The sequence below is a fragment of the Nocardia sp. CA-135953 genome (genome assembly GCF_050955735.1).
In the GTDB taxonomy this organism is placed as follows: Bacteria; Actinomycetota; Actinomycetes; order Mycobacteriales; family Mycobacteriaceae; genus Nocardia.
The window spans coordinates 740,860-760,815 of the sequence record NZ_CP192082.1; the positions used below are offsets into that span (position 1 = coordinate 740,860).

The window sequence follows — 19,956 nt, forward strand, 5'->3', positions numbered from 1 at the left end:
TGAGTGGCAGAAGACGCGCTCGACATTCCATTCGTCGAGAAAACCTGTTTCAGTTTATGGCCGGAGTGATGTACATGGGCGGTGTTGTTTCGAGCGACCTGCAAGCAATCGCCAGCGGTGTTGTTCCGAGCGGCCTGCAAGCAGTCGCCAGCGGCGAATGGGACCTGACCGCCGACGTCGTCGTCGTCGGCTACGGCGCGGCGGGGGCCGCGGCCGCGCTGGAAGCGACCGAGGCGGGTGCGCAGGTGCTGGTGCTGGAACGTTTCGCCGGTGGCGGGGCGTCGGCGTTGTCGGGCGGCATCATCTACGCGGGCGGCGGCACCTCCGTGCAGCACGAGGCCGGGGTGCACGATACGCCGGAGCAGATGCTGGCCTATCTCGAGCGTGAGGTCGGCACGGCGGTCACGCCCGAGACGCTGCGGCGGTTCGTGGACGAGAGTCCGGCGCTGATCGATTGGCTGAAGGGGCACGGTGTGCCGTTCGAGGCATCGCTGTGTCCGTACAAGACGTCGTATCCGAATGACAGCTACTACCTCTACTACTCCGGTAGTGAGGTTTCCGGTTACGGCCGCGAGGTCGCGACGCCCGCGCAGCGCGGACACCGGGTCAAGGGCAAGGGCACGTCCGGGAAGAAGCTCACCGGTCCGCTGGCCGCCTCGGCGTCGCGACGCGGGGTTCGGCTGGAAACCCTCACGCAGGCAACGCGATTGATCAGCGATGACAACGGTACCGTGATCGGCGTCGAATGCGAGTCACTGCGCGACGCTCCCGGGTGGGTCCGGGATCGCTACACCCGCATGGCGAAAATCGCCGCCAAGCCCGGCATTTACTATCCGCCGCTGCGCAAGGCGATGGAGCGTCAGCTCGCGAAGCTCGATCGCAGGTACCGCACGAGAATTCGGATTCAGGCCCGTCGCGGTGTGGTGCTCAGCGCGGGCGGATTCATCGCGAATCGGGAGATGCTGCGCGAGTACGGGCCGCAATACCGCGGCGGACTCGCGCTCGGCACCACCGGTGATGACGGCAGCGGCATCCGGATGGCCGAGCAGGTCGGTGCGGCGACGGATCGGATGGGCAATATCTCCGCGTGGCGATTCATCTTGCCGCCCAGTGCATTTACCGGTTCGGTGCTGGTCGATGCGGAAGGACGTCGGGTCATCGATGAGACCCGCTACGGCGCCGCGGTCGGCCACGCACTGATCATCGAACACGGCGGTAAGGGTTGGCTGCTCGCCGACGACGGACTCATGCGCACCGCGATCGCACAGATTCGGACGCAGTCGGCGTGGTTCCAGCGCGGACAGTTCGAGGCCATGCGACGCAATGCCGTGCGCGGCGCGACTCTGGATACCGTTGCGGCGAAGGCCGGTATCGATGCGGACGGGTTGCGCGCCACCGTCGCCGAGCACAATGCCGCGATCGCGAACGGTGCGCCCGATCCGGTCGGCAAGCCCGCCGAATTCACCAAAACGGTGGGGGCCGGGCCCTTCTGGCTGTTGGATGTAGGTATCAAACCGAGCGTCGTCAATCCGTGCCCGATGCTCACCCTCGGCGGAGTCGTCGTCGATGAGGACACCGGTGCGGTGAAATCCACTGCCGGAACCGATATTCCCGGCCTGTACGCGGCCGGCCGGACGGCGGTCGGTATCTGCTCGGACTCCTATGTCAGTGGATTGTCCCTGGCCGACTGCATTTTCTCCGGTCGTCGTGCCGGCCGATTCGCGGCGGGTGCCGAAGTGCTTTCGCGGGCAGCGGTGCCCGAAGCGACAACAGTGGAAGGAAACTAGCGTGCTGTCCGACGCGGTACGAATCGAATTGGCCGATGAACTCGAGGCCGCCGAACGCGATCGGGTCGGCATCGACCCGCTCATCGCCAGGCATCCCGATATCGATGTCGTCGACGCCTACGAGATCCAGCTGATCAATATCCGGCGCAAACTCGACAACGGCGCGAAGGTGGTCGGGCACAAGGTCGGACTTTCGTCGTTGGCCATGCAGCAGATGATGGGTGTGGACGAACCCGATTACGGTCATCTGCTCGCGGATATGGAGGTCTTCGAGGATGTTCCGGTCGCGACCTCGCGCTATCTGATTCCGCGAGTCGAGGTAGAGGTCGGATTCGTGCTCGGCGCGGATCTGCCCGGCGAAGAATGCACCGAGGCCGATGTGCTCGCCGCGACGGTCGCCTACGCGCCGTCCATAGAGCTGATCGATTCGCGGATCAAGGACTGGAAGATCGGGCTGGCCGACACCATTTCCGATAACGCGTCCTCGGCCGGTTTCGTACTCGGTGCGGCACGGGTTGCGCCGAAAGGCCTGGATATCAAGGCCATTGACGCCGTGCTCACCCGAAATGGTGAGCTGGTCGCGGAGGGGCGCAGCGATGCGGTGCTCGGCGATCCGGTGATTGCGGTGGCCTGGCTGGCGCGCAAGGTAGCCAGTTTCGGCGTGCGGTTGAAGGCGGGCGACATTGTGCTGCCCGGTTCCTGCACCCGCGCCATCGATGCCCGCGCGGGCGATTCGTTCCACGCCGAGTTCGCCGGACTCGGTTCCGTCCGTTTGCAATTCAATTAGGAGGCTTGCCGTGTCCGAAACGGGGACCGTCACCGCCGCGATCGTCGGATCCGGCAATATCAGCACCGATCTGCTGTACAAGCTGCTTCGCTCCACCACGGTGGAACCGAAGTGGATGATCGGAATCGACCCGGAGAGCGAGGGTTTGAAGCGCGCCCGCGGGCTCGGGCTGGAAACCTCGCACGAGGGCGTGGACTGGTTGCTCGCGCAGTCGGAACTGCCGGATCTGGTATTCGAGGCGACCTCGGCGTATGTGCATCGGGCGGCCGCTCCGAAATACGCCGAGGCCGGAATTCGCGCGGTAGATCTCACGCCGGCTGCGGTGGGGCCCGCCGTGGTGCCGCCGGTGAATCTGGTCGGCGCGAATCTCGATGCGCCGAACGTCAATATGATCACCTGCGGTGGTCAGGCCACCATTCCGATCGTCGCGGCGGTATCGCGCGTGGTGCCGGTGGCCTACGCCGAAATCGTCGCCTCGGTGTCGTCGGTGTCCGCCGGACCGGGCACCCGCGCCAATATCGATGAGTTCACCAAGACCACCTCGCGTGGTGTGGAGACCATCGGCGGTGCGCAGCGCGGCAAGGCCATCATCATTCTGAACCCGGCCGAACCGCCGATGATCATGCGCGACACCATCTTCTGCGCGATTCCCGAGCACGCCGATACCGATGCGATCGCGGATTCCGTCCACCGGATGGTCGCCGATATCCAGAAGTACGTGCCCGGCTACCGACTGCTGAACGAGCCGCAATTCGACCCGCCGTCGGTGGTTTCCGGTGGGATGGCGAAGGTTTCGGTGTTCGTAGAGGTCGAGGGTGCCGGCGATTTCCTGCCGCCCTACGCGGGCAACCTCGACATCATGACCGCGGCCGCCACCCAGGTCGGCGAGGTCATGGCATCCCAGATTCTGTCGGCCCGGGTGTAAAGGAGCTCAACCATGGCATATTCCGCAGAACTCGACATCCGCGTCACCGACACGTCACTGCGTGACGGTTCGCACCACAAGCGCCACCAGTTCACCGCCGACGATGTGCGCAATATCGTGACCGCGCTCGACGGCGCCGGTGTGCCGGTCATCGAGGTGACGCACGGCGACGGCCTCGGCGGCTCGTCGTTCAACTACGGCTTCTCGCACACTCCCGAGCAGGAGCTGGTCAGGATTGCCGCGGAGACGGCGAAGCAGGCCGAGATCGCGGTGCTCATGCTGCCGGGCGTCGGCGTCAAAGAGGACATCAAGATCTCCCAGGACAACGGTGCGTCGATCTGCCGCATCGCCACGCACTGCACCGAGGCGGACGTATCGATCCAGCACTTCGGTCTCGCGCGGGAGCTGGGGCTGGAAACCGTCGGCTTCCTGATGATGTCGCACACCCAGCCGCCGGAGGCGCTGGCCAAGCAGGCGCGCATCATGGCCGATGCCGGATGCCAGTGCGTCTACGTGGTCGACTCCGCGGGTGCGCTTGTGCTCGAACAGGTTTCGGACCGAGTGGCGGCGCTGGTCGCCGAACTCGGTGACGACGCCCAAGTCGGCTTCCACGGGCACGAGAATCTGGATCTGGCGGTTGCCAACTCGATCTATGCGGTTCGTGCGGGTGCGAAGCAAATCGACGGCAGCGCACGGCGATTCGGCGCTGGTGCGGGCAATACGCCCGTCGAGGCGTTCGTGGGTGTCTGCGACAAGCTCGGTATCAAGACCGGCATCGATTTCTTCGCGATCGCCGATGCGGCCGAAGATGTGGTGCGGCCCGTCATGCCGCAGGAATGCCTGCTGGACCGCCAGTCTCTGATGATGGGCTATGCGGGTGTGTATTCCAGCTTCCTGAAGCATGCCGAGCGTCAGGCCGAGCGCTATGGCGTTTCGGCGGCCGAAATGCTGGTGCGTGCGGGCAAGCGCAAATTGGTCGGTGGACAGGAAGACCAGCTGATCGACATCGCGCTGGAGCTCCAGCGCGAGGCCTCCGTCTCCGCCTGACCCCCGGACCGCAAGGCCCCTTACCACCCGGTGCGCGGCCTTTGCGCGACGGTGTCGCACAGAGCTGGTGAGCGCCTCGCATAGGTTGCAGCTTGTGTGTGGCGCCCACTGGACCTGTGCGAGCCACGGGCCGCGGTGAATCCGGTACTGGGCAGCCGCGAAATGGCGGCGGCCGGAACTGCCAGCTGATCGATGGCGCTGGAGAGACCGCGCGGCCTCCGCGTTATCCATGGAAGGCCGCGATCGGGTTGGTCGCGGCCTCGAGAGGGCGGCGCATACCCGATGAACTCCTCGCGGGCTCTGCAGCTTGTGTGCGGCGCCCATTGGATGTGCGCGAGCCACGGGCCGCGGTGAATCCGGTACCGGGCAGCCGCGAAATGGTGGTGGCCGGAATGGCCAGCTGATCGAACGGGTACCGGGCAGCGGGGAAAAACGGCGGTGGCCGTGGGGGTGTCGCGTGCGCAATGTGTTCCGCGCACTGGCTTACAACGTGGGTTCGGTGCCCAATGGATATGCGCGAGCTACCGGCAAGTGAATATTGGAGTTCGGGGGTCGCGGATGGTGGGGGCATCGGCGATCATGAATTGTGATCTGTCCGCATTGCAATGCGAACCTGTTGCGCAAGGAGCGCGGCGGTCGGCGCTGTTCGACGTGTAAGCGGGAATTCGCGCTCGAACCGAAGGAAAGCCCGCTCGGGCTGCACGATATCCGGATGCGCAAGCTGGCCGAGCGGCTCGGTGACGGGCGCGGGCTGCGGTACACGCTGGTGCAGCTCTGGTATGCGGCCGGACGCAAGAAGGTTCCGGATGTGGCGCGCGTGTTCAAGCGGGTGCGTATCGGAGTCGGAGTGGCCATTGTGGTGGTCGCCTTTTTCCTGATGGTGAGCGGTGCGGCGCCGCCGGGTGTGGTGTTCCCGCTCGGTGCGCTGGTTTTTGCGCTGGCCATCGTCGGAATCGGCGCGGCGCGGCCGTGGTTCCTGAGCCGGGCGACAGTGCGAATGCCGGTGTCGTACGACATCTTCCGCCGGGATGTGGTCGGTCGGTGGACGCCGATTTACGGTGGCCAGCCGCCCGGCTCGGTCGACGAGGGGCTGGTGCGGCCACCGGCCGTGGACCGGCCTCGATTCGCGGTGTTGTGCCCGGATCGCAGCGTGCTCGCCTGCCTTGCCGCGAACAATGTGTCGCAGACCTGGGCCATGGCGTTGACCGACCGCATCGATCGGCTGCCGCCGGATGTGCCGGTGATCGTGCTGCACGATGCGAGCCTGCCCGGCATTGCCTTTGCCGGGAAGGCTCGCATCGCACTCGGGAACCGGGCGGTGGTGGTGGGCCTGTCACCGCGTGCGGTACTGGCCAATGCGTCGGCGCTGCGGTTGCGGGAGCCAAAGCCGCAGGACACCGCATTTCTGCATGGTGAACCGCTATCGGCGGCGGAGATCGAATGGCTCACCGAGGGTTGGTGGTCGCCGATCGCCGCGATTCCGCCCGCGAAACTGCTCATGGTGCTGGAACGGGCGGTCGAGCGGATCGAGGATGCGTCCGATCCGGATCGCCGCGCCGCCCGCGAGGTAGGTTTCCTCACGTGGCCGACCCGGTGAAGCAGCACATGCTAGATCGGCTGCTCCGCATCGCGGCCGATCGCGCCGCCGCCCCGAGCGGCATCCGATTCACCGAGCGTCAGCTCTATTACGAGGTCTGCCGCCTACTCACGCCGACGCATCGAGCGCCCCGCCGGTTCGCCTGCACGGTCCCAGCGCCGCTGAGCTACCACACATTCCGCGCCGCTCTCGACCGCCTGGAGATGCCCGGGCTACTGACACTCGCCCCACCCCGGACCAACCGCGCCGGACTCCACACCCCCGAGCCCGACCTCTTCGACTACGGCCTCCCGCGGCTGCTCGTCTGTGAATCGGACGCAATCGCACAAATGCTGCGCGCCAACGGATTACCGATGGAATCCGCCTGCCCGGTACTCAGCGCATCCGAACTGCCCCTCGACCCGGGCATCGCCGAAATGCTCTCCCGAGTCGACGGCACCATCTATCTCCTGCACGACGCGAGCCCCCACGGCCTCACCTTCCCGACACGGTTGGCGGACCTGACCGAGATCCCGGACAGCGTGCGAGTCGTCCCCCTGGGCTTGCGTCCGCGGCAAGCGGGCGCACTGCACCTGACCCACCTTCGCGGCCCGGTGCCGCGTGCTCAGGTCGCGCTGCTGGATCCGTGGGAATGCGCGTGGCTACGGCGCGGCCGGTTCGTCGAGGTCGAAGCGGTGCGCCCGGCAGCACTGCTACGCACCGTGCACCGTCTGGTCCGCGAGGTTCGCCCGACCCGCATCGGCCTGCCCGAGCTGCGCCGCGCCCGGACCACGGGCTTTCTGACCTGGCCCGCCGCATGAGGTCGCTCGCTGCCGTGTGGCAGCCGAGCGGTGTGATGGCCGAGGTCGGTCGCTCGAGCGCGGCTATCGCGTGGCGGTGGCGTCGAACTGGAAGCCGTCAGCCCGGCCTCGGTGTCGCGCAGCATGCGCCGCGTGGTCAGGCTAGTTCGCCGATCGCGAGTCGGTCTCAGGATCTCCGTGGTACGGGGAGGGTGCGTTCTCTGACTCGGCCCGTCGCGCGGAAATTCCAGCTCATTCCCTGGAATCCGGGCGTTCAGCGATCGAGGTCGACAGCAGGGACCATTGGGCTGCGGATCGAGGTGCCGTCGATCCAGCCTCGCTGTTGTGCGCCACCTGGCCGGCTCCTGAGGTATGCGCCGCGAGCGTTCGATCGAGCTGTGCTGTGCGCGGAATACGGGCCCTTCTCGGCCCGCTGCATGAAAGGGAATTGCTGTGCCGGAGCATCGGCAGATTACGTATACCGATGAGTTGCTTGCTGACGGGTCGGTGCATCGGCGGTATGCCGATGGCCGTCAGGAGTGGCGGACGCGTGGAGCACAGGGAGTGGTCTCCTGGCGCGATGATCGGGGTAACTCGGGGACCGATGAGGGGCTCGGGCCGAAGATCGTGAAGCGCACGTACCACAACGGATCCGTCGTTTATGGGCGAGAGGCGGGGTTCGGGCGGACGCTCTGGGGTGACGGAGCACTGACTGTCAATCGGTCTTCGTTCGGTGGTCGGCTCGGCGGCATTCTGGCTGCGGTGGCGGGCGGTGCGCTGCTCGGCGCGCTGGTCATGCCGCCGAGTGCGATGAGTGCCGAGGAAGAGGAGGAGTTGCGCCGCCACGCGGCCGCGCAGTCGTCCGGTTCCAGCGACGGGGACGGCGACTACGGCGGTTGGGACGATGACGGCGGCGATGACGGCGGCGATTTCGGCTGAGGGTAACTATGGCTCGTTGGTGTGCATTCTCGACGCCGGACGACCCGGCCGGTCAGGTACGGTCGGTCGGTGGCAACCCGGTGTCGGTAACCGATTGTGATGCATTGGGATTGCTCGATGGCCCAGGCTTCGCGGCGGGTCCTTTCGAGATGCCGGGTGGTGCCGCTCGGCCGTCGGACCGTGTGCTGACGGCGGTCGGTGAGGTCACGCTGTTCAACGCGGTTCAATTGCGCGCGCGACTCGGTGCCGACGCGCCGCCGCCGGACTGCCCCGACGGTGAACTGCTGTTGCACTGCTACGCCCGCCTCGGACTCGACGGAATCGCCGCCGCCGACGGCATGTTCGCACTCGCCATCGTCGACGGGGACGATCTGGTATTGATCCGCGATCACGTCGGCACCCGCACACTCTTCTACGCACGTGCGGACAATGGCTGGGCCGCATCCACATCGCTACGCGCGGTGCACCGGTGGCCCGCACTGCGAACCGGTTTACATCTACCCGCGGTCCGCTCCTTCCTGACCTTCGCCTACCTGCCGGGACGCGAGACACTGCTGCGTGGCATCAACGAGGTCCTGCCGGGACGCTGTGTCCGTCTGCGCCGTGACGGCTCGATGACCGAGAAAACCTATTGGGAGCCAATAGAAGTCGAGGACAGTCGAGCGGCGGCCGACCACGCACTCGAACTCCGCGAACTGCTCGAGGACGCGGTCGCCCGGCGACTGCCCGCGGGGGAACCGGTCGGCGTGCTGCTCTCCGGCGGCATCGACAGCAGTCTGGTCACCGCCCTCGCCGCCAAACTGCACGATCAGCGCGTGCACTCGTATTCCATCAGCTTCGGCGGGACCACCCCGAATGAACTCGCCTACTCCGGACTCGTCGCCACCCATTGCAATACCGAGCACCGGGTGCTCACGGTGCCCGGTGCGACGGTCGCGTCGCGACTGGCCGAGACGGTATCGCTGCTCGACTGCCCGGTCGGCGATCCACTCACCGTGCCCAACCTGATGCTCGCGGAAGCCGTTGCCGCAGAGGGTATTCGGGTGGTCCTCAATGGCGAGGGCGGCGATCCGGTCTTCGGTGGCCCGAAGAACCTGCCGATGCTGATCTTCGAATTATCTCGCGACGACCCGTCTCCGGACGCGAGAGCGCTGGCCTATCTGGACAGCTACCGCAAGTGCTACAGCGACCTGCCGGTGCTACTGACTCCCGATGCCCTGGCCGCGCTGGCAGACGCACCACCGCTGACCGATCTGATCGCGCCCTATCTGCGCCAGGACCGGATGACCGGCCTGCTCAACCAACTGTTGCACACCAACCTGCGCACCAAGGGCGCGCATCACATCCTCACGAAGGTCGAACGACTCACCGCGGCAAGCGGTTTGGAGGGCCGCGCGCCGTTGTTCGATCGCGCGGTCATCGACCACGCCTTCCGCGTACCAGGCCGGTACAAGCTGGCCGGTACCAGCGAAAAGTGGATCCTCAAACAGGCTGTGCGCGACCTACTTCCGGCGACGATCGTGGACCGCCCGAAGAGCGGTATGCGAGTCCCGGTGCAGCAGTGGCTGTCCGGGCCGCTGCGCGGGCTCGGACACGATCTGCTGCTCGGCTCGTCCGCACGTGCGCGCGGCCTGTTCCGCGAGGACACCATCCGCTCGTGGCTGCGCGGCGACGGTGCGCTGTTGCCGCGGCAAGGCGGCAAGTTGTGGCTGGTGCTGTCGTTGGAGCTGTGGTTGCGGTCCTTCGAAGTCGGGCCGTGAGCGAGTGACCCGGAGACACAGTTCGTCCGCGGCGCGCAGCGGACCCGAGTGCGGCGTGAGCAGCATTCGTACGTTCGAGCAGCACCGAGGAGCCGCATGACCGATCCCCGAATCAAGCAGCACGCGGACGATGAAAACGAGATCCACGATCTGGCCGAATTCGTCGACGCGGGAAGAAATGTCGTTACGCCCGTCGCGCAATTTCCGCCAGCGGTCGCCGCGGTGGTCGTCCAGGCCTTCGCCCAGATAGTCCGGAACGCGAAGGCAAGCCGCGCCGCGACCGTCCCCGACGCGGATGGCATCATCCGGTCCCAGACCTTCGAAGAGGGCGACGTCTACATGATCGAGTCCCCGTTCGACGGCTTCTTCGCCGACCGCTACATCATGGATTTCTACAATGCCGAGGAACGCGGCATCTGCTCGCGCATGCATCTGCACACCGGCCTGCGCTTTGTTCGCATGATGACCGGTCCGGACACCCACATCCGGGTGAGCAGCCTCTCGCCGTTCCGCGTAACCGACGTCGAAGGCGTTACGCCCTTCGCGCCCAACCAATTCGAGGACGATCTACCCGACACCCCGCCCGGTCTGCACCGCACCAGATACAACCTGATCGTCCCGCCCTGCTCTTTCGTCGATATGCAGATCCCCCGCGGCGTGAGCCATCAGTTCAATGCCATCGGTCCCCACGCTGTCATCGACTCGGTCCATCCGGAAGAATCCATCGAGGTCTTTCGCGAACAGATGTCCGGCTTCAAGATGATGGCCCAGACCGTTTTCCTGGCCGAGGAATTGCCGGACGCAGCTTCCTGTACGCCGCTCACGTAGCGACTCAACTCTGGGCGACTCGGTGCTGGGCGGCTCGGTGCTGGGCGGCTCGGGTGCTGGGCGGCTCGGGTGCTGGGCGACTCGGTGCTGGGCGACTCAACTCTGGGCGGCTCGGGCGCTGGGCCACTCAACTCTGGGCGACTCCGGCTGCTCCCGCAGAAACGCGCAACGATGAGAGCAGTGAAGCCGGCGTTGCAGGATGTCCTCAGTTCCGCGCGCGCATACCGTCCATCGTCACGTCGATCATGTGATCGGCGGCCTCGGGGACCGTCTCGCAGGCGACTCCGATGCCGTGGCCGAACCTGAGCAGATCGCGCGGTTCGATATCGCGACGGATATCGCCGGAATCCTGTGCCGCACGCAGCAGCACGGCCGCCGCGTCGGTGATCATCGACCGACACAGGGTGAAGGTCGGCGAGCCCTTGTCCATGCCGGCCTTCATGGTGGTCGCGAGACTGCGATTGTCCATCACCCACTGCACTTGCTCGCGCAACCATGTTTCGAAAGCCTCGGCAGCCGAATGGGTTTCGAGCAGTTCGTGCGCGCGGGCGCTCAATTGTTCGATGCTGGAACGGTATACGGTTTCGATCAGCACCTCGCGGCTCGGAAAGTGCCGGTAGAGCGTGCCGATGCCGACCCCGGCGCGGCGGGCGATCTCTTCCAGCGGGGCGTCGGGTCCCTGTTCGGTGAATGTCTCCTGAGCGGACGTGATGATCCGCTCGTAGTTGCGCCGGGCGTCCACGCGCATCGGCCGTCCCGTCGACGGTGCTGCCATATTCCCTCCAGTGGAAAACGGAAGGACCCTCCAGATAGGCTTGCGTAACTGGAGGAACCCTCCATATGATAGCTCTATCGGAAACGGAGGATCCCTCCGTTTGAGTCCCATTCGATGGAGCGTTCTTTGTCCACCACCATGTCCGCGGACACCCGTGTGCCCGCAATCTCCAGTGCCGGTCGGCTCCGATCCGGCATCGTGCTGGTCACGCTGCTGACCTGCCAATTGATGATCATCCTCGACATCACCGTGATGAATGTCGCGCTGCCGCGCATCCACACCGACCTGCACTTCAGCGCGACCAATCTGGCCTGGGTGATGAACGCCTACACCCTGGTCTTCGGCGGTCTACTGCTGCTCGGCGGCCGCGCCGGTGATCTGTTCGGCCGTCGCAACCTGTTCATCGCCGGAACGGCACTGTTCACCCTGGCCTCGCTGGCTGGCGGGCTGGCGCCATCGGCCACCTGGCTGCTCGTCGCCCGTGTCGTGCAGGGCATCGGCGGGGCCATGGCCGGTCCCAGCACCCTCGCGCTGCTGACCACCACATTCAGTGAACCCAAGGCCCGGATGCGGGTGCTCGCATTGTTTTCCGGCATGTCCAGTGCGGGCTTCGCGATCGGTCTGATCGTCGGCGGCCTGCTGACCGAATGGCTGACCTGGCGTTCCGTGCTGTTCATCAATGTGCCCTTCGGAATGGCCGTGGTAGCACTCGCGCTGCGGTATCTGCCGGATGGCGCGCGCCAGCCTGCCCGCCTCGACCTGCCCGGCGCGGTCACCGCGACCGGCGGCGTCGCCGCGCTGGTCTACGGGTTCATCAGCGCCGCATCGCACGGCTGGAGCGATGCGGGCACCGATATCTGGTTGGCTGTCGGCGCGGTATTGATCGCCGCCTTCCTGGCCATCGAGGCGCGCACGGCCCAGCCCCTGCTGCCGCTGCGACTGTTCGTCGATCGCAATCGCGCCGCGGCATACGCGAATATGTTCCTCGGGCCGATGGCCGGTATGTCGATGTTCTTCTTCCTCACCCAGTACCTGCAGGAAGTGCGCGGATTGAGCGCGCTGGCAACGGGTTTCGCCTTCATGCCGACCGCGCTGATGATGTTCACCATGATCCGGCTGATCCCGCGGCTGCTGCCGCGCTTCGGTCCGAAACCGGTGACGGTAGTCGGCACGCTGCTGATGGCGGCCGGTTTGGTGCTGCTGACCCGGCTGACGGTCGACACCGCCTACTTCCCGATGCTGTTCATCGCCATGATCCTGATGGGAAGCGGTATCGGCCTCGCCTTTTCACCGCTTAATGTGATCATCATGTCGAGCGTTGCGCCGACCGAAGCCGGTGCCGCGGGCGGCGCGCTGCAGACCCTGCAGCAGACCGGCGCCTCCCTCGGCCTCGCCATTCTGGTCACCATCTTCGGTACCGCCGCCCGCGATGCCGGAGGTTCGGCACACCACGCCCTGGTCAGCGGCATCACCACCGCCTTCGCCGGCGCCGTGGTCATCGCCGCGCTGACTTTCGTCGTCGCTCTCACCTTCCGCAGCACGCGTCCTGGGGAGTGAAATATGGCCCCGCCCAGGTGATTCCGGGCGGGGCCATATTCTCAGAGCCAGGTGTCCAGCGTTGTCGTGGTGAGGAAATGCTCCAGATCGTGCCGCCAGGGGGCCGGCACGGTCTTGTCCGGTTCGATGGCGGTGTACTGGCCGCGGTAGAACAACAGCGGCCTGCCGGAGCTGGTCGACTCCGAAAGCGCCAGCACCCGGCCGATCACAATGTAGTGATCGCCGCCGTCGACGACGCTGTCCACCTTGCACTGGATGGTGGCCAAGGCGTCGTCCAGGAGCGGGAGCTCCAGTTCGGAGGTGTGCCACTTGGTTTCGGCGAACTTATCGGGTTCGCGGGAACCGAAGCGGGCACACAGTTGCTGCTGTTCCTCGGCGAGGACGTTCACACAGAAGCCGCCGGACTGTTCGATGGCCGCCCAGGACCGGGAGGTCTTGGTCGGGCAGAACAGCACGAGGGGCGGGTCCAGTGACAGGGCGGCGAAAGATTGGCAGGCGAACCCGATCGGGGCGCCGTCGGCATCGAAGGTGGTGATCACTGTGATGCCGGTGCAGAACTGCCCCAATACATTTCGGAACTGTCGCCCGTCGATCGCCGGATACTCGTCGGTCGTCATCGTCTCCCCGCTCGCCCTGTCGTGCATTACGGCTGCCGCTGTCCGACCGTGAAGTCGTGACCCCACAGGCTGACCGCGGTGGATTCCCGTGCGATCCAGTCGGCGTCGTCGACTTCCAAACCTTCACAACCGAATTCGACGTCGAACCCGCCCGGTGTCTTCATATAGAACGACAGCATCTTGTCGTTGACGTGCCGGCCCAGCGTCGCCGACATCTTCACCTTCTTGCGCAGTGCCCGATCCAGGCAGAGCCCGACATCGTCGGAGCCCTCCACCTCGAGCATCAGGTGCACGATGCCGCTCGGGGTCGGCATGGGCAGGAAGGCCAGCGAGTGGTGGCGCGGGTTGCAGCCGAAAAAGCGCAGCCAGGCCGGTTCCCCGTCGGCGGGCCGCCCGACCATCTGCGGTGGCAGCCGCATCGAATCGCGCAGCCGGAAGCCGAGCACATCGCGGTAGAAGGTCAGCGCCGCCGCATCGTCCTTGGTGCTGAGCACCACATGGCCGAGTCCCTGTTCGCCGGTGACGAATCGGTGTCCGTAGGGACTGACCACGCGCCGATGTTCCAGTGCCGCACCGTGAAACGCCTCGAGGGTATTGCCCGAGGGATCCTCGAACGAGATCAGGTCGTAGACCCGGCGATCGGCCTTCTCCTGCGCGGTGCCCTCCTTGAACGGCACCCCCGCCGCATCCAGCCGGTCCCGAATATCCTGCAGCTCAGCGGCATTGGCAGTCTCCCAGCCGGAGACCCGCAGCTGATCCTTCTCGCCCGGCGAGATGACGAGCCGAGCCGGGAAGTCGTCCATGCGCAGATACAGCGCCTCGGGATTGCTGCCCTTGCCCTCGACCATGCCGAGCACCTCGAGCCCGTATTCGCGCCAGGCCGCCATATCGGTGGCCTCGATGCGCAGATACGCCAGTGATCGAATGCCCATCACTTCTCCTTCACACCGGCAAGGAAATCCGTTGCCAGCCGGTTGAATTCGTCGAACTTCTCCAGCTGGGCCCAGTGCCCGCAACCACCGAAGACGTGCAGCTGCGCCCGTGGAATCATCTTCGTCGCGACCAGCGCGCCGTCGAGTGGATTCACCCGATCTTCCCGGCCCCAGATGAGCAACACCGGCTGGCGCAGCTTATAGGCGTCGCGCCAGATCATGCCCTGCTCGAAATCGGCTCCGGCGAAGGACTTTCCCATCGCCCTGGTCGCGGCCAGCGCCTCGGGCGTGCTCGCCGACGCGAAGCGCTCATCGATCAGCTCGTCGGTGATCAGCGACTGATCGAAGACCATGATCCGAAGGAATGCCTCCAGGTTTTCCCTGGTCGGCTCGTAATTGAACTTCGCGAGGTGCTTCACGCCCTCGGTCGGGTCCGGCGCGAACAGGTTGACGCTCAACCCGCCCGGACCCATCAGCACCAGCTTGCCCGCCCGATCCGGGTAGTCCAGCGCGAATCGCACCGCGGTACCGCCGCCGAGTGAATTGCCCAGCAGATGCACGCGTCCGGTGATCTCCAGCGCATCGAGCAGATCCTTCAGCGCGGAGGCGCTGTGTGCGAAGTACTGCGGGTGGTCGGTCGGCTTGTCCGAGAGCCCGAATCCTGGCTGATCCACCGCGAGCACGTGGAACTCGCGGGCCAGCACCGGGATGTTGCGGGCGAAGTTCGACCACGACGAGGCGCCGGGCCCGCCGCCGTGCAACAGTACGATCGTCGGGCCGTTGCCGACTCCGGCCTCGTGATAGTGCAGGCGCAGATCGGGCCGCGCCTGCGCGTATCGCGAGGTCGATTCGAAGGTGAGTTCGGTTGTCGCAGTCACGGCTAGACCATGCCGTCGGTAACCGGAAGCCCGAATTCGTGCGTGCCGTACATGACGTAGGCGCGCTCGGGATCATTGGCGGCGTGCACCCGACCGGCGTGCGCATCGCGCCAGAAGCGTTGCAGCGGAGTGCCGTTCGCGAGTGCGGTGGCGCCGGAGGCTTCGAAGAGTTTATCGATCGAGGCGATCGCCCGCCCGGTCGCGCGCACCTGGTCGCGGCGTGCCCGCACGCGCAGATCGAACGGAATCTCTTTGCCCGCCACCAGCAGTGCGTATTCGTCGGCGACATTGCCCGACAGTTGACGCCATGCGGCATCGATATCGCTGGCGGCCTCGGCGACCCGCACCTTGGTGAACGGATCTTCCTTGGCCTTCTCGCCTGCATAGGCCGCGCGCACCCGCTTGCCCTGGTGCTCGACGTGGGCGGCATACGCGCCGTACGCCATACCGACGATCGGTGCGGAGATGGTCGTGGGATGGATTGTGCCCCAGGGCATCTGGTACACCGGATCAGTGTTCTGTGCCAGGCCGGGGGACTTCAGCTCACTCATCGCCCGGAAGCTCAGGAACCGATGCTTCGGCACGAAAACATCCTCCACCACAACGGTATTGGAGCCGGTGCCGCGCAGGCCGACCACATTCCACACATCATCGATGCGATAGTCGGTGCGCGGGATCAGGAAGCTGCCGAAGTCGACCGGCTTGCCGTCCTTGATCACCGGACCGCCGAGCACGGCCCAGGTGGCGTGATCCGAGCCCGAGGACCAGGCCCACGCGCCCTTGACGATGTAGCCGCCGTCGACGACCGTGCCCGCGCCCATCGGTGCGTACGACGAGGAGATCCGGACCTCGTTGTCCTCGCCCCACACATCTTCCTGCGCCTGCTGGTCGAACAATGCGAGGTGCCAGTTGTGCACACCGACGATGCCCGCCACCCAGCCGGTGGAGCCGCATGCGCTGGCCAGTTTGCGAACCGTGTCGTAGAACACGACCGGATCTGCCGCATGGCCGCCCCACTGCTTGGGCTGCAGCAGGCGGAAGAAGCCGGTCTCCTGCAGTGCCTTCATCGATTCGTCGGGGATGCGCCGCAGGTCCTCGGCTTCCTGTGTGCGCTCGCGCAGCGTCGGCAACAGTGCTTCGACCCGTTCGGTCACTTCTTGCGTCATCGCGGGACCTGCTCCTGCCTGGTCGGATTGGTAACCGGTACTCATTTGCCTCTGAGACTAGAACAGGTTCTTATTTCTGTCGAGAACGGGCGACCATAAGGGGCGTTCGTCACCGATTCGCAGGTGGTCGACGGAATCGCTGGCGTGGAACGCGACATTTTTGTAACGTGTTCTAGTACAGAAGGAGGAGGAATCGCGATGGCAGTTACCCCACCGCCGCCGAGCGACGGGCCCGCAGGCGGCAGCGTGCGTAACCCCGGAGGGACCCGGGAGGCGGCACATTCGACACCGCCGCCGAGCGACGGGCCCGCAGGCGGCAGCGTGCGTAACCCCGGAGGGACCCGGGAGGCGGCACATTCGACACCGCGGGGCGGTGCGAAGGTTCGCGAGCTCGATGTGGGCGCCGCGCCCACCCGATACGCGCGGGGATGGCATTGCCTCGGGCTGGCGAAGTCGTTCCGCGACGGCAAGCCGCACGCGGTCGAGGTGTTCGGAACCAAGCTCGTCGTCTGGGTCGACAGCAATGACGAACTCCGAGTGCTGGACGCCTACTGCAGACATATGGGTGGCGACCTGAGCATGGGCGAGGTCAAGGACGGCGATATCGCCTGCCCGTTCCACGACTGGCGCTGGTCCGGCACGAGTGGCAAATGTACCGCGATTCCCTATGCGCGGCGCGTGCCGCCGCTGGCGCGGACCCGCAAGTGGACCACGCTCGAGCGCAATGGTCAGCTGTTCGTCTGGCACGACGTCGAGGGCAGCCAGCCGCCGCCGGAGGTGACCATTCCGCACATCGTCGGGCCCTATACCGACGCGGATGGCGATCCGAGCGAAGAACTCGACAGCGGGTGGACCGAATGGACCTGGAACTCGCTGCTGATCGAGGGCGCGAACTGCCGCGAGATCATCGACAACGTGGTGGATATGGCCCACTTCTTCTATATCCACTTCGCCTTCCCGACGTACTTCAAGAATGTCTTCGAGGGGCATATCGCCACCCAGTTCCTGGAGACCAAGGGTCGTCCCGATATCGGCATGGCCTCCAAGTACGGCGGCGACACCCTGCTCGAGTCGGAGGCGTCGTACTTCGGGCCCTCTTACATGATCAACCCGCTGGTCAATATCTACAGCGGATACGAGGTCAAGAGCGTCCTGATCAACTGCCACTACCCGGTGACGCAGGATTCGTTCGTGCTGCAGTGGGGCGTCTCGCTGGAGAAGCCGAAGGGCGTCGACGGTGAGATGGCCGACAAGCTGGCCGCGAAGATGACCGAAGGCATCAGCGTCGGGTTCCTGCAGGATGTCGAGATCTGGAAGCACAAGTCCAAGGTCGAGAATCCGCTGCTCTGCGAGGAAGACGGTCCGGTCTACCAGCTGCGCCGGTGGTACGACCAGTTCTATGTGGATCTGGCCGATGTAACCGACAAGATGACCCAGCGCTTCGAATTCGAGGTGGATACCACCAAGGCGAACGAGGCGTGGGAGGCCGAGGTCGCCGAGAACCTGCGGCGCGAGCGGGAAACGGAAGCAGGCGTCTGATGGCGGCAAGCTGGGCGAAAGCACCCGACTTCGCCGACCAACCGGCGCGGCGGGCCGCGGTGCAGGCCCAGACCGCGGTCGACAAGCAGCGCTATCTGGAAGAGGGGCTGACCTTGCTGCGGTGTCAGTCATGCCAGAGCGAGGTGCTGGTGCGCAAGAGTTCGTCGCACCAGACCTCGGTGCAGTGGACCGAGAATCCGGCCGCGCGCTGCCCGGTCTTCGCCAGGCTCAGCGCACAGGGCTACGGGCCGGGACGTCCGGAAACCTGTGCGCAACTGGAGAAGACGATCAAATGGGCCGTCGACGAGGGTGTGCTCGAGGTTCGCGAGTAGCACCGGATCGCGGGTGTGCCGCCGGCCGAATCAGTCGAGGCGGAAATCCGCGAAGTCGAACCCCGGCGCGACTACGCAGCTGACCAGCACATACTCATCATCCGCGGGTCGCGCGGCCTGACTGACCCCGCCGGGCACCACCGCCTGCAACACCTGCCCGTGCTCGGCATCGGGTCCGAGGACAACCTCCTCGCCCCCGATGTCGAGCGCCAGCGCCCCACCCCGATGCCACAACCACACCTCATCCGATCGCACCGTATGCGGCGCCGACTTCTCACCCGGCATCAACAAGAAGTAGATCGCGGTAGCGCTCGCTCGCGGCCCCGGATACCCCTCCGGCGTGAATTCCGCCGCACTACGCCAGGTTTGCCGATACCACCCACCCTCCGGATGCGGCTCCAAACCCAGTGCGACAGCCAGCGCCGGTCGGTCATTACTCATGTCCCGACTATGCCCGATCGACGGTTTTCCGGTGGCTCAGCCACTGATGCCGCTGACCGGTCACGGCGGCGATGCGGTCGAAGTCGTGATCCCGATGCAGCAAAGTCGGCCCGCGCAACTGGTAGGTGGCTGCGAGGACGAGGTCGACCGGGCCCGCACTGCGATGCCGTCCCCGCTTGGTGAACTCGGCCTGAATCTCCCAGGCGCGGGCGTAGGCCCGATCATCGACGGGGTTCCAGCCGAGCAGCATCCGCATGTCGTCGACGGTCTCAGAACAGGGTGGGTTCGCCGAAGCCGGGGGTGCGTTCGATTTCCAGGAGGCGTTGTTTGGTGGTGATGCCGCCGGGGGCGGAAAAGCCGGTGAGGGCATGGTCGGCGGCCAGGACTCGGTGGCAGGGGATGATCAGGGGGATCGGGTTGCGGCCGAGGGCCTGTCCGACGGCTTGGGCCGAGCCGGGCGCGCCGATACGGTCGGCGACCTGGCCATAGCTGAGGGTGTGGCCGGGATCGATGGCGCGGGTCACTTCGTAGACGGCGCGGTGGAATTCCGGAATTCCACTGGTGCTCACGGGAATCCAGCGCAGATCGTCGAGTTCGCCGACGAGGTGGGCCTGGATGCGGGCAATGGCTTCGGCGATCGGGCCGGTGGGGTTCGCCTCCGGAATTTCCTCGGCGTCCGGAATTCGGCTGCTGCGACGCATGATCCTGGTCCGCGTCGCAGCGGGGCTCGCCTCGGGCAGTCCGAATCGGAATACGCGGTCGTCGGCCCAGGCGATCGCGCAGGTGCCGATCGCGGTTTCGAACAGCGCCGACCCGGTGACCGGGCGAGCGGAAGTACTCATACGGTCAGTGTGCACGCCGGGTCCGACATTCTTCGAGCAGACCAGTCCAGTTCTCAGAAACTGGCCTGGATGCCACCGACGGTCGGCTTCACCGCTGCGCAACTCGGGTTCGAGATCCGGCGCTGCGCGGTCCGCTCGGCATGTGTGAAGGCCGAAGCGTCCGGATCGGGCACGTCGTAGCGGCCGTAGATCACGGTGAGATCCGCGTATTGGCGCTGGTTTTCGTAGTAGGAAGGCGACCGGTCGGTCAATGGTCCCGGCGCGTGGAACCGTTCGAGGCGGAAGACCTCGCTCGGGCGCCGCGGGGCGAACCGGTGGATGAGATAGGCGAAGGCGGCGATGACGAGCAGGGTGGCGAGGGCGGTCATAGCAACAATGGTGCGCGCACTGGCCTTGTCATTGAATATCCACTTCGCTAATACTGGACT

At 65.8% G+C, this 19,956-nt stretch carries 21 protein-coding genes; 12 read left to right on the forward strand and 9 right to left on the reverse strand.

Annotated elements, in window-relative coordinates; genetic code table 11:
* The first annotated feature begins 74 nt into the window (after positions 1–74).
* The 9 genes from ACQPXH_RS03455 to ACQPXH_RS03495 all read left to right on the forward strand — a co-directional run bounded on the left by ACQPXH_RS03455 (position 75) and on the right by ACQPXH_RS03495 (position 10,449).
* On the forward strand, positions 75–1,787 hold the full coding sequence (locus ACQPXH_RS03455; protein WP_433600866.1) for an FAD-binding protein: 1,713 nt from the start codon (positions 75–77) through the stop codon (positions 1,785–1,787).
* Between the two features lies 1 nt (position 1,788).
* On the forward strand, positions 1,789–2,574 hold the full coding sequence (locus ACQPXH_RS03460) for a 2-keto-4-pentenoate hydratase (protein WP_433600867.1): 786 nt from the start codon (positions 1,789–1,791) through the stop codon (positions 2,572–2,574).
* A 10-nt stretch (positions 2,575–2,584) separates the two neighbouring features.
* Positions 2,585–3,499 (forward strand): acetaldehyde dehydrogenase (acetylating), encoded by a 915-nt coding sequence (locus ACQPXH_RS03465; RefSeq protein WP_433600868.1) that lies wholly within the window; start codon positions 2,585–2,587, stop codon positions 3,497–3,499.
* 12 nt (positions 3,500–3,511) lie between these two features.
* The gene (gene dmpG / locus ACQPXH_RS03470; protein ID WP_433600869.1) at positions 3,512–4,546 is read left to right on the forward strand and encodes a 4-hydroxy-2-oxovalerate aldolase; all 1,035 of its coding nucleotides are present in this window, start codon (positions 3,512–3,514) and stop codon (positions 4,544–4,546) included.
* Between the two features lie 616 nt (positions 4,547–5,162).
* Positions 5,163–6,143, forward strand: a complete 981-nt coding sequence (locus tag ACQPXH_RS03475) for a hypothetical protein (protein ID WP_433600870.1) — start codon at positions 5,163–5,165, stop codon at positions 6,141–6,143.
* Positions 6,128–6,943, forward strand: coding sequence for a hypothetical protein (locus ACQPXH_RS03480; protein WP_433600871.1), 816 nt, complete (start codon positions 6,128–6,130; stop codon positions 6,941–6,943). Before ACQPXH_RS03475 ends, ACQPXH_RS03480 begins: the two co-directional genes overlap by 16 nt.
* 432 nt (positions 6,944–7,375) lie before the next feature.
* Positions 7,376–7,861, forward strand: a complete 486-nt coding sequence (locus tag ACQPXH_RS03485; RefSeq protein ID WP_433600872.1) for a hypothetical protein — start codon at positions 7,376–7,378, stop codon at positions 7,859–7,861.
* Positions 7,862–7,965: 104 nt separating this feature from the next.
* Positions 7,966–9,621 (forward strand): asparagine synthetase B family protein, encoded by a 1,656-nt coding sequence (locus ACQPXH_RS03490; protein ID WP_433600873.1) that lies wholly within the window; start codon positions 7,966–7,968, stop codon positions 9,619–9,621.
* Positions 9,622–9,717: 96 nt separating this feature from the next.
* Entirely contained in the window at positions 9,718–10,449 is a 732-nt protein-coding gene (locus tag ACQPXH_RS03495) for a hypothetical protein (protein WP_433600874.1), read from the forward strand.
* Positions 10,450–10,654: 205 nt separating this feature from the next.
* Here ACQPXH_RS03495 and ACQPXH_RS03500 read toward each other — a convergent pair whose 3' ends face one another.
* Positions 10,655–11,197, reverse strand: a complete 543-nt coding sequence (locus tag ACQPXH_RS03500) for a TetR family transcriptional regulator (RefSeq protein ID WP_433600875.1) — start codon at positions 11,195–11,197, stop codon at positions 10,655–10,657.
* Positions 11,198–11,338: 141 nt separating this feature from the next.
* Between ACQPXH_RS03500 and ACQPXH_RS03505 the strand changes: the two genes are divergently transcribed.
* Entirely contained in the window at positions 11,339–12,781 is a 1,443-nt protein-coding gene (locus ACQPXH_RS03505; protein ID WP_433600876.1) for an MFS transporter, read from the forward strand.
* Between the two features lie 41 nt (positions 12,782–12,822).
* On the opposite strand, the gene hsaB is transcribed toward ACQPXH_RS03505, so the two are convergent.
* From hsaB to hsaA, 4 genes are read right to left on the reverse strand one after another with little or no spacing between them, the layout of a single operon-like run.
* The gene (gene hsaB / locus ACQPXH_RS03510) at positions 12,823–13,398 is read right to left on the reverse strand and encodes a 3-hydroxy-9,10-secoandrosta-1,3,5(10)-triene-9,17-dione monooxygenase reductase subunit (RefSeq protein WP_433600877.1); all 576 of its coding nucleotides are present in this window, start codon (positions 13,396–13,398) and stop codon (positions 12,823–12,825) included.
* Positions 13,399–13,424: 26 nt separating this feature from the next.
* Positions 13,425–14,330, reverse strand: a complete 906-nt coding sequence (gene hsaC / locus ACQPXH_RS03515; RefSeq protein WP_433600878.1) for an iron-dependent extradiol dioxygenase HsaC — start codon at positions 14,328–14,330, stop codon at positions 13,425–13,427.
* A complete protein-coding gene (gene hsaD / locus ACQPXH_RS03520; protein WP_433600879.1) occupies positions 14,330–15,208 on the reverse strand; it encodes a 4,5:9,10-diseco-3-hydroxy-5,9,17-trioxoandrosta-1(10),2-diene-4-oate hydrolase in 879 nt (292 codons plus the stop codon). The genes hsaC and hsaD overlap by 1 nt, the downstream gene beginning before the upstream one ends.
* A 2-nt stretch (positions 15,209–15,210) precedes the next feature.
* Positions 15,211–16,374 carry a 3-hydroxy-9,10-secoandrosta-1,3,5(10)-triene-9,17-dione monooxygenase oxygenase subunit gene (hsaA, locus tag ACQPXH_RS03525; RefSeq protein ID WP_433600880.1) on the reverse strand — a complete coding sequence of 388 codons (1,164 nt, stop codon included), beginning with the start codon at positions 16,372–16,374 and terminating at the stop codon, positions 15,211–15,213.
* 198 nt (positions 16,375–16,572) lie between these two features.
* On the opposite strand from hsaA, the gene ACQPXH_RS03530 reads away from it, so the two are divergent.
* Together ACQPXH_RS03530 and ACQPXH_RS03535 are read left to right on the forward strand one after the other, a co-directional pair.
* A complete protein-coding gene (locus ACQPXH_RS03530) occupies positions 16,573–17,913 on the forward strand; it encodes a Rieske 2Fe-2S domain-containing protein (RefSeq protein WP_433600881.1) in 1,341 nt (446 codons plus the stop codon).
* A complete protein-coding gene (locus tag ACQPXH_RS03535; RefSeq protein ID WP_433600882.1) occupies positions 17,913–18,245 on the forward strand; it encodes a hypothetical protein in 333 nt (110 codons plus the stop codon). Before ACQPXH_RS03530 ends, ACQPXH_RS03535 begins: the two co-directional genes overlap by 1 nt.
* 30 nt (positions 18,246–18,275) lie before the next feature.
* Here ACQPXH_RS03535 and ACQPXH_RS03540 read toward each other — a convergent pair whose 3' ends face one another.
* The 4 genes from ACQPXH_RS03540 to ACQPXH_RS03555 are packed head-to-tail and all read right to left on the reverse strand — an operon-like array spanning position 18,276 to position 19,896.
* Positions 18,276–18,686, reverse strand: coding sequence for a cupin domain-containing protein (locus tag ACQPXH_RS03540; RefSeq protein WP_433600883.1), 411 nt, complete (start codon positions 18,684–18,686; stop codon positions 18,276–18,278).
* A gap of 7 nt (positions 18,687–18,693) precedes the next feature.
* The gene (locus tag ACQPXH_RS03545; protein ID WP_433600884.1) at positions 18,694–18,942 is read right to left on the reverse strand and encodes a PIN domain-containing protein; all 249 of its coding nucleotides are present in this window, start codon (positions 18,940–18,942) and stop codon (positions 18,694–18,696) included.
* Between the two features lie 13 nt (positions 18,943–18,955).
* Positions 18,956–19,528 (reverse strand): methylated-DNA--[protein]-cysteine S-methyltransferase, encoded by a 573-nt coding sequence (locus ACQPXH_RS03550; protein WP_433600885.1) that lies wholly within the window; start codon positions 19,526–19,528, stop codon positions 18,956–18,958.
* A 53-nt stretch (positions 19,529–19,581) separates the two neighbouring features.
* Positions 19,582–19,896, reverse strand: coding sequence for a hypothetical protein (locus ACQPXH_RS03555; RefSeq protein ID WP_433600886.1), 315 nt, complete (start codon positions 19,894–19,896; stop codon positions 19,582–19,584).
* Positions 19,897–19,956: the final 60 nt, after the last annotated feature.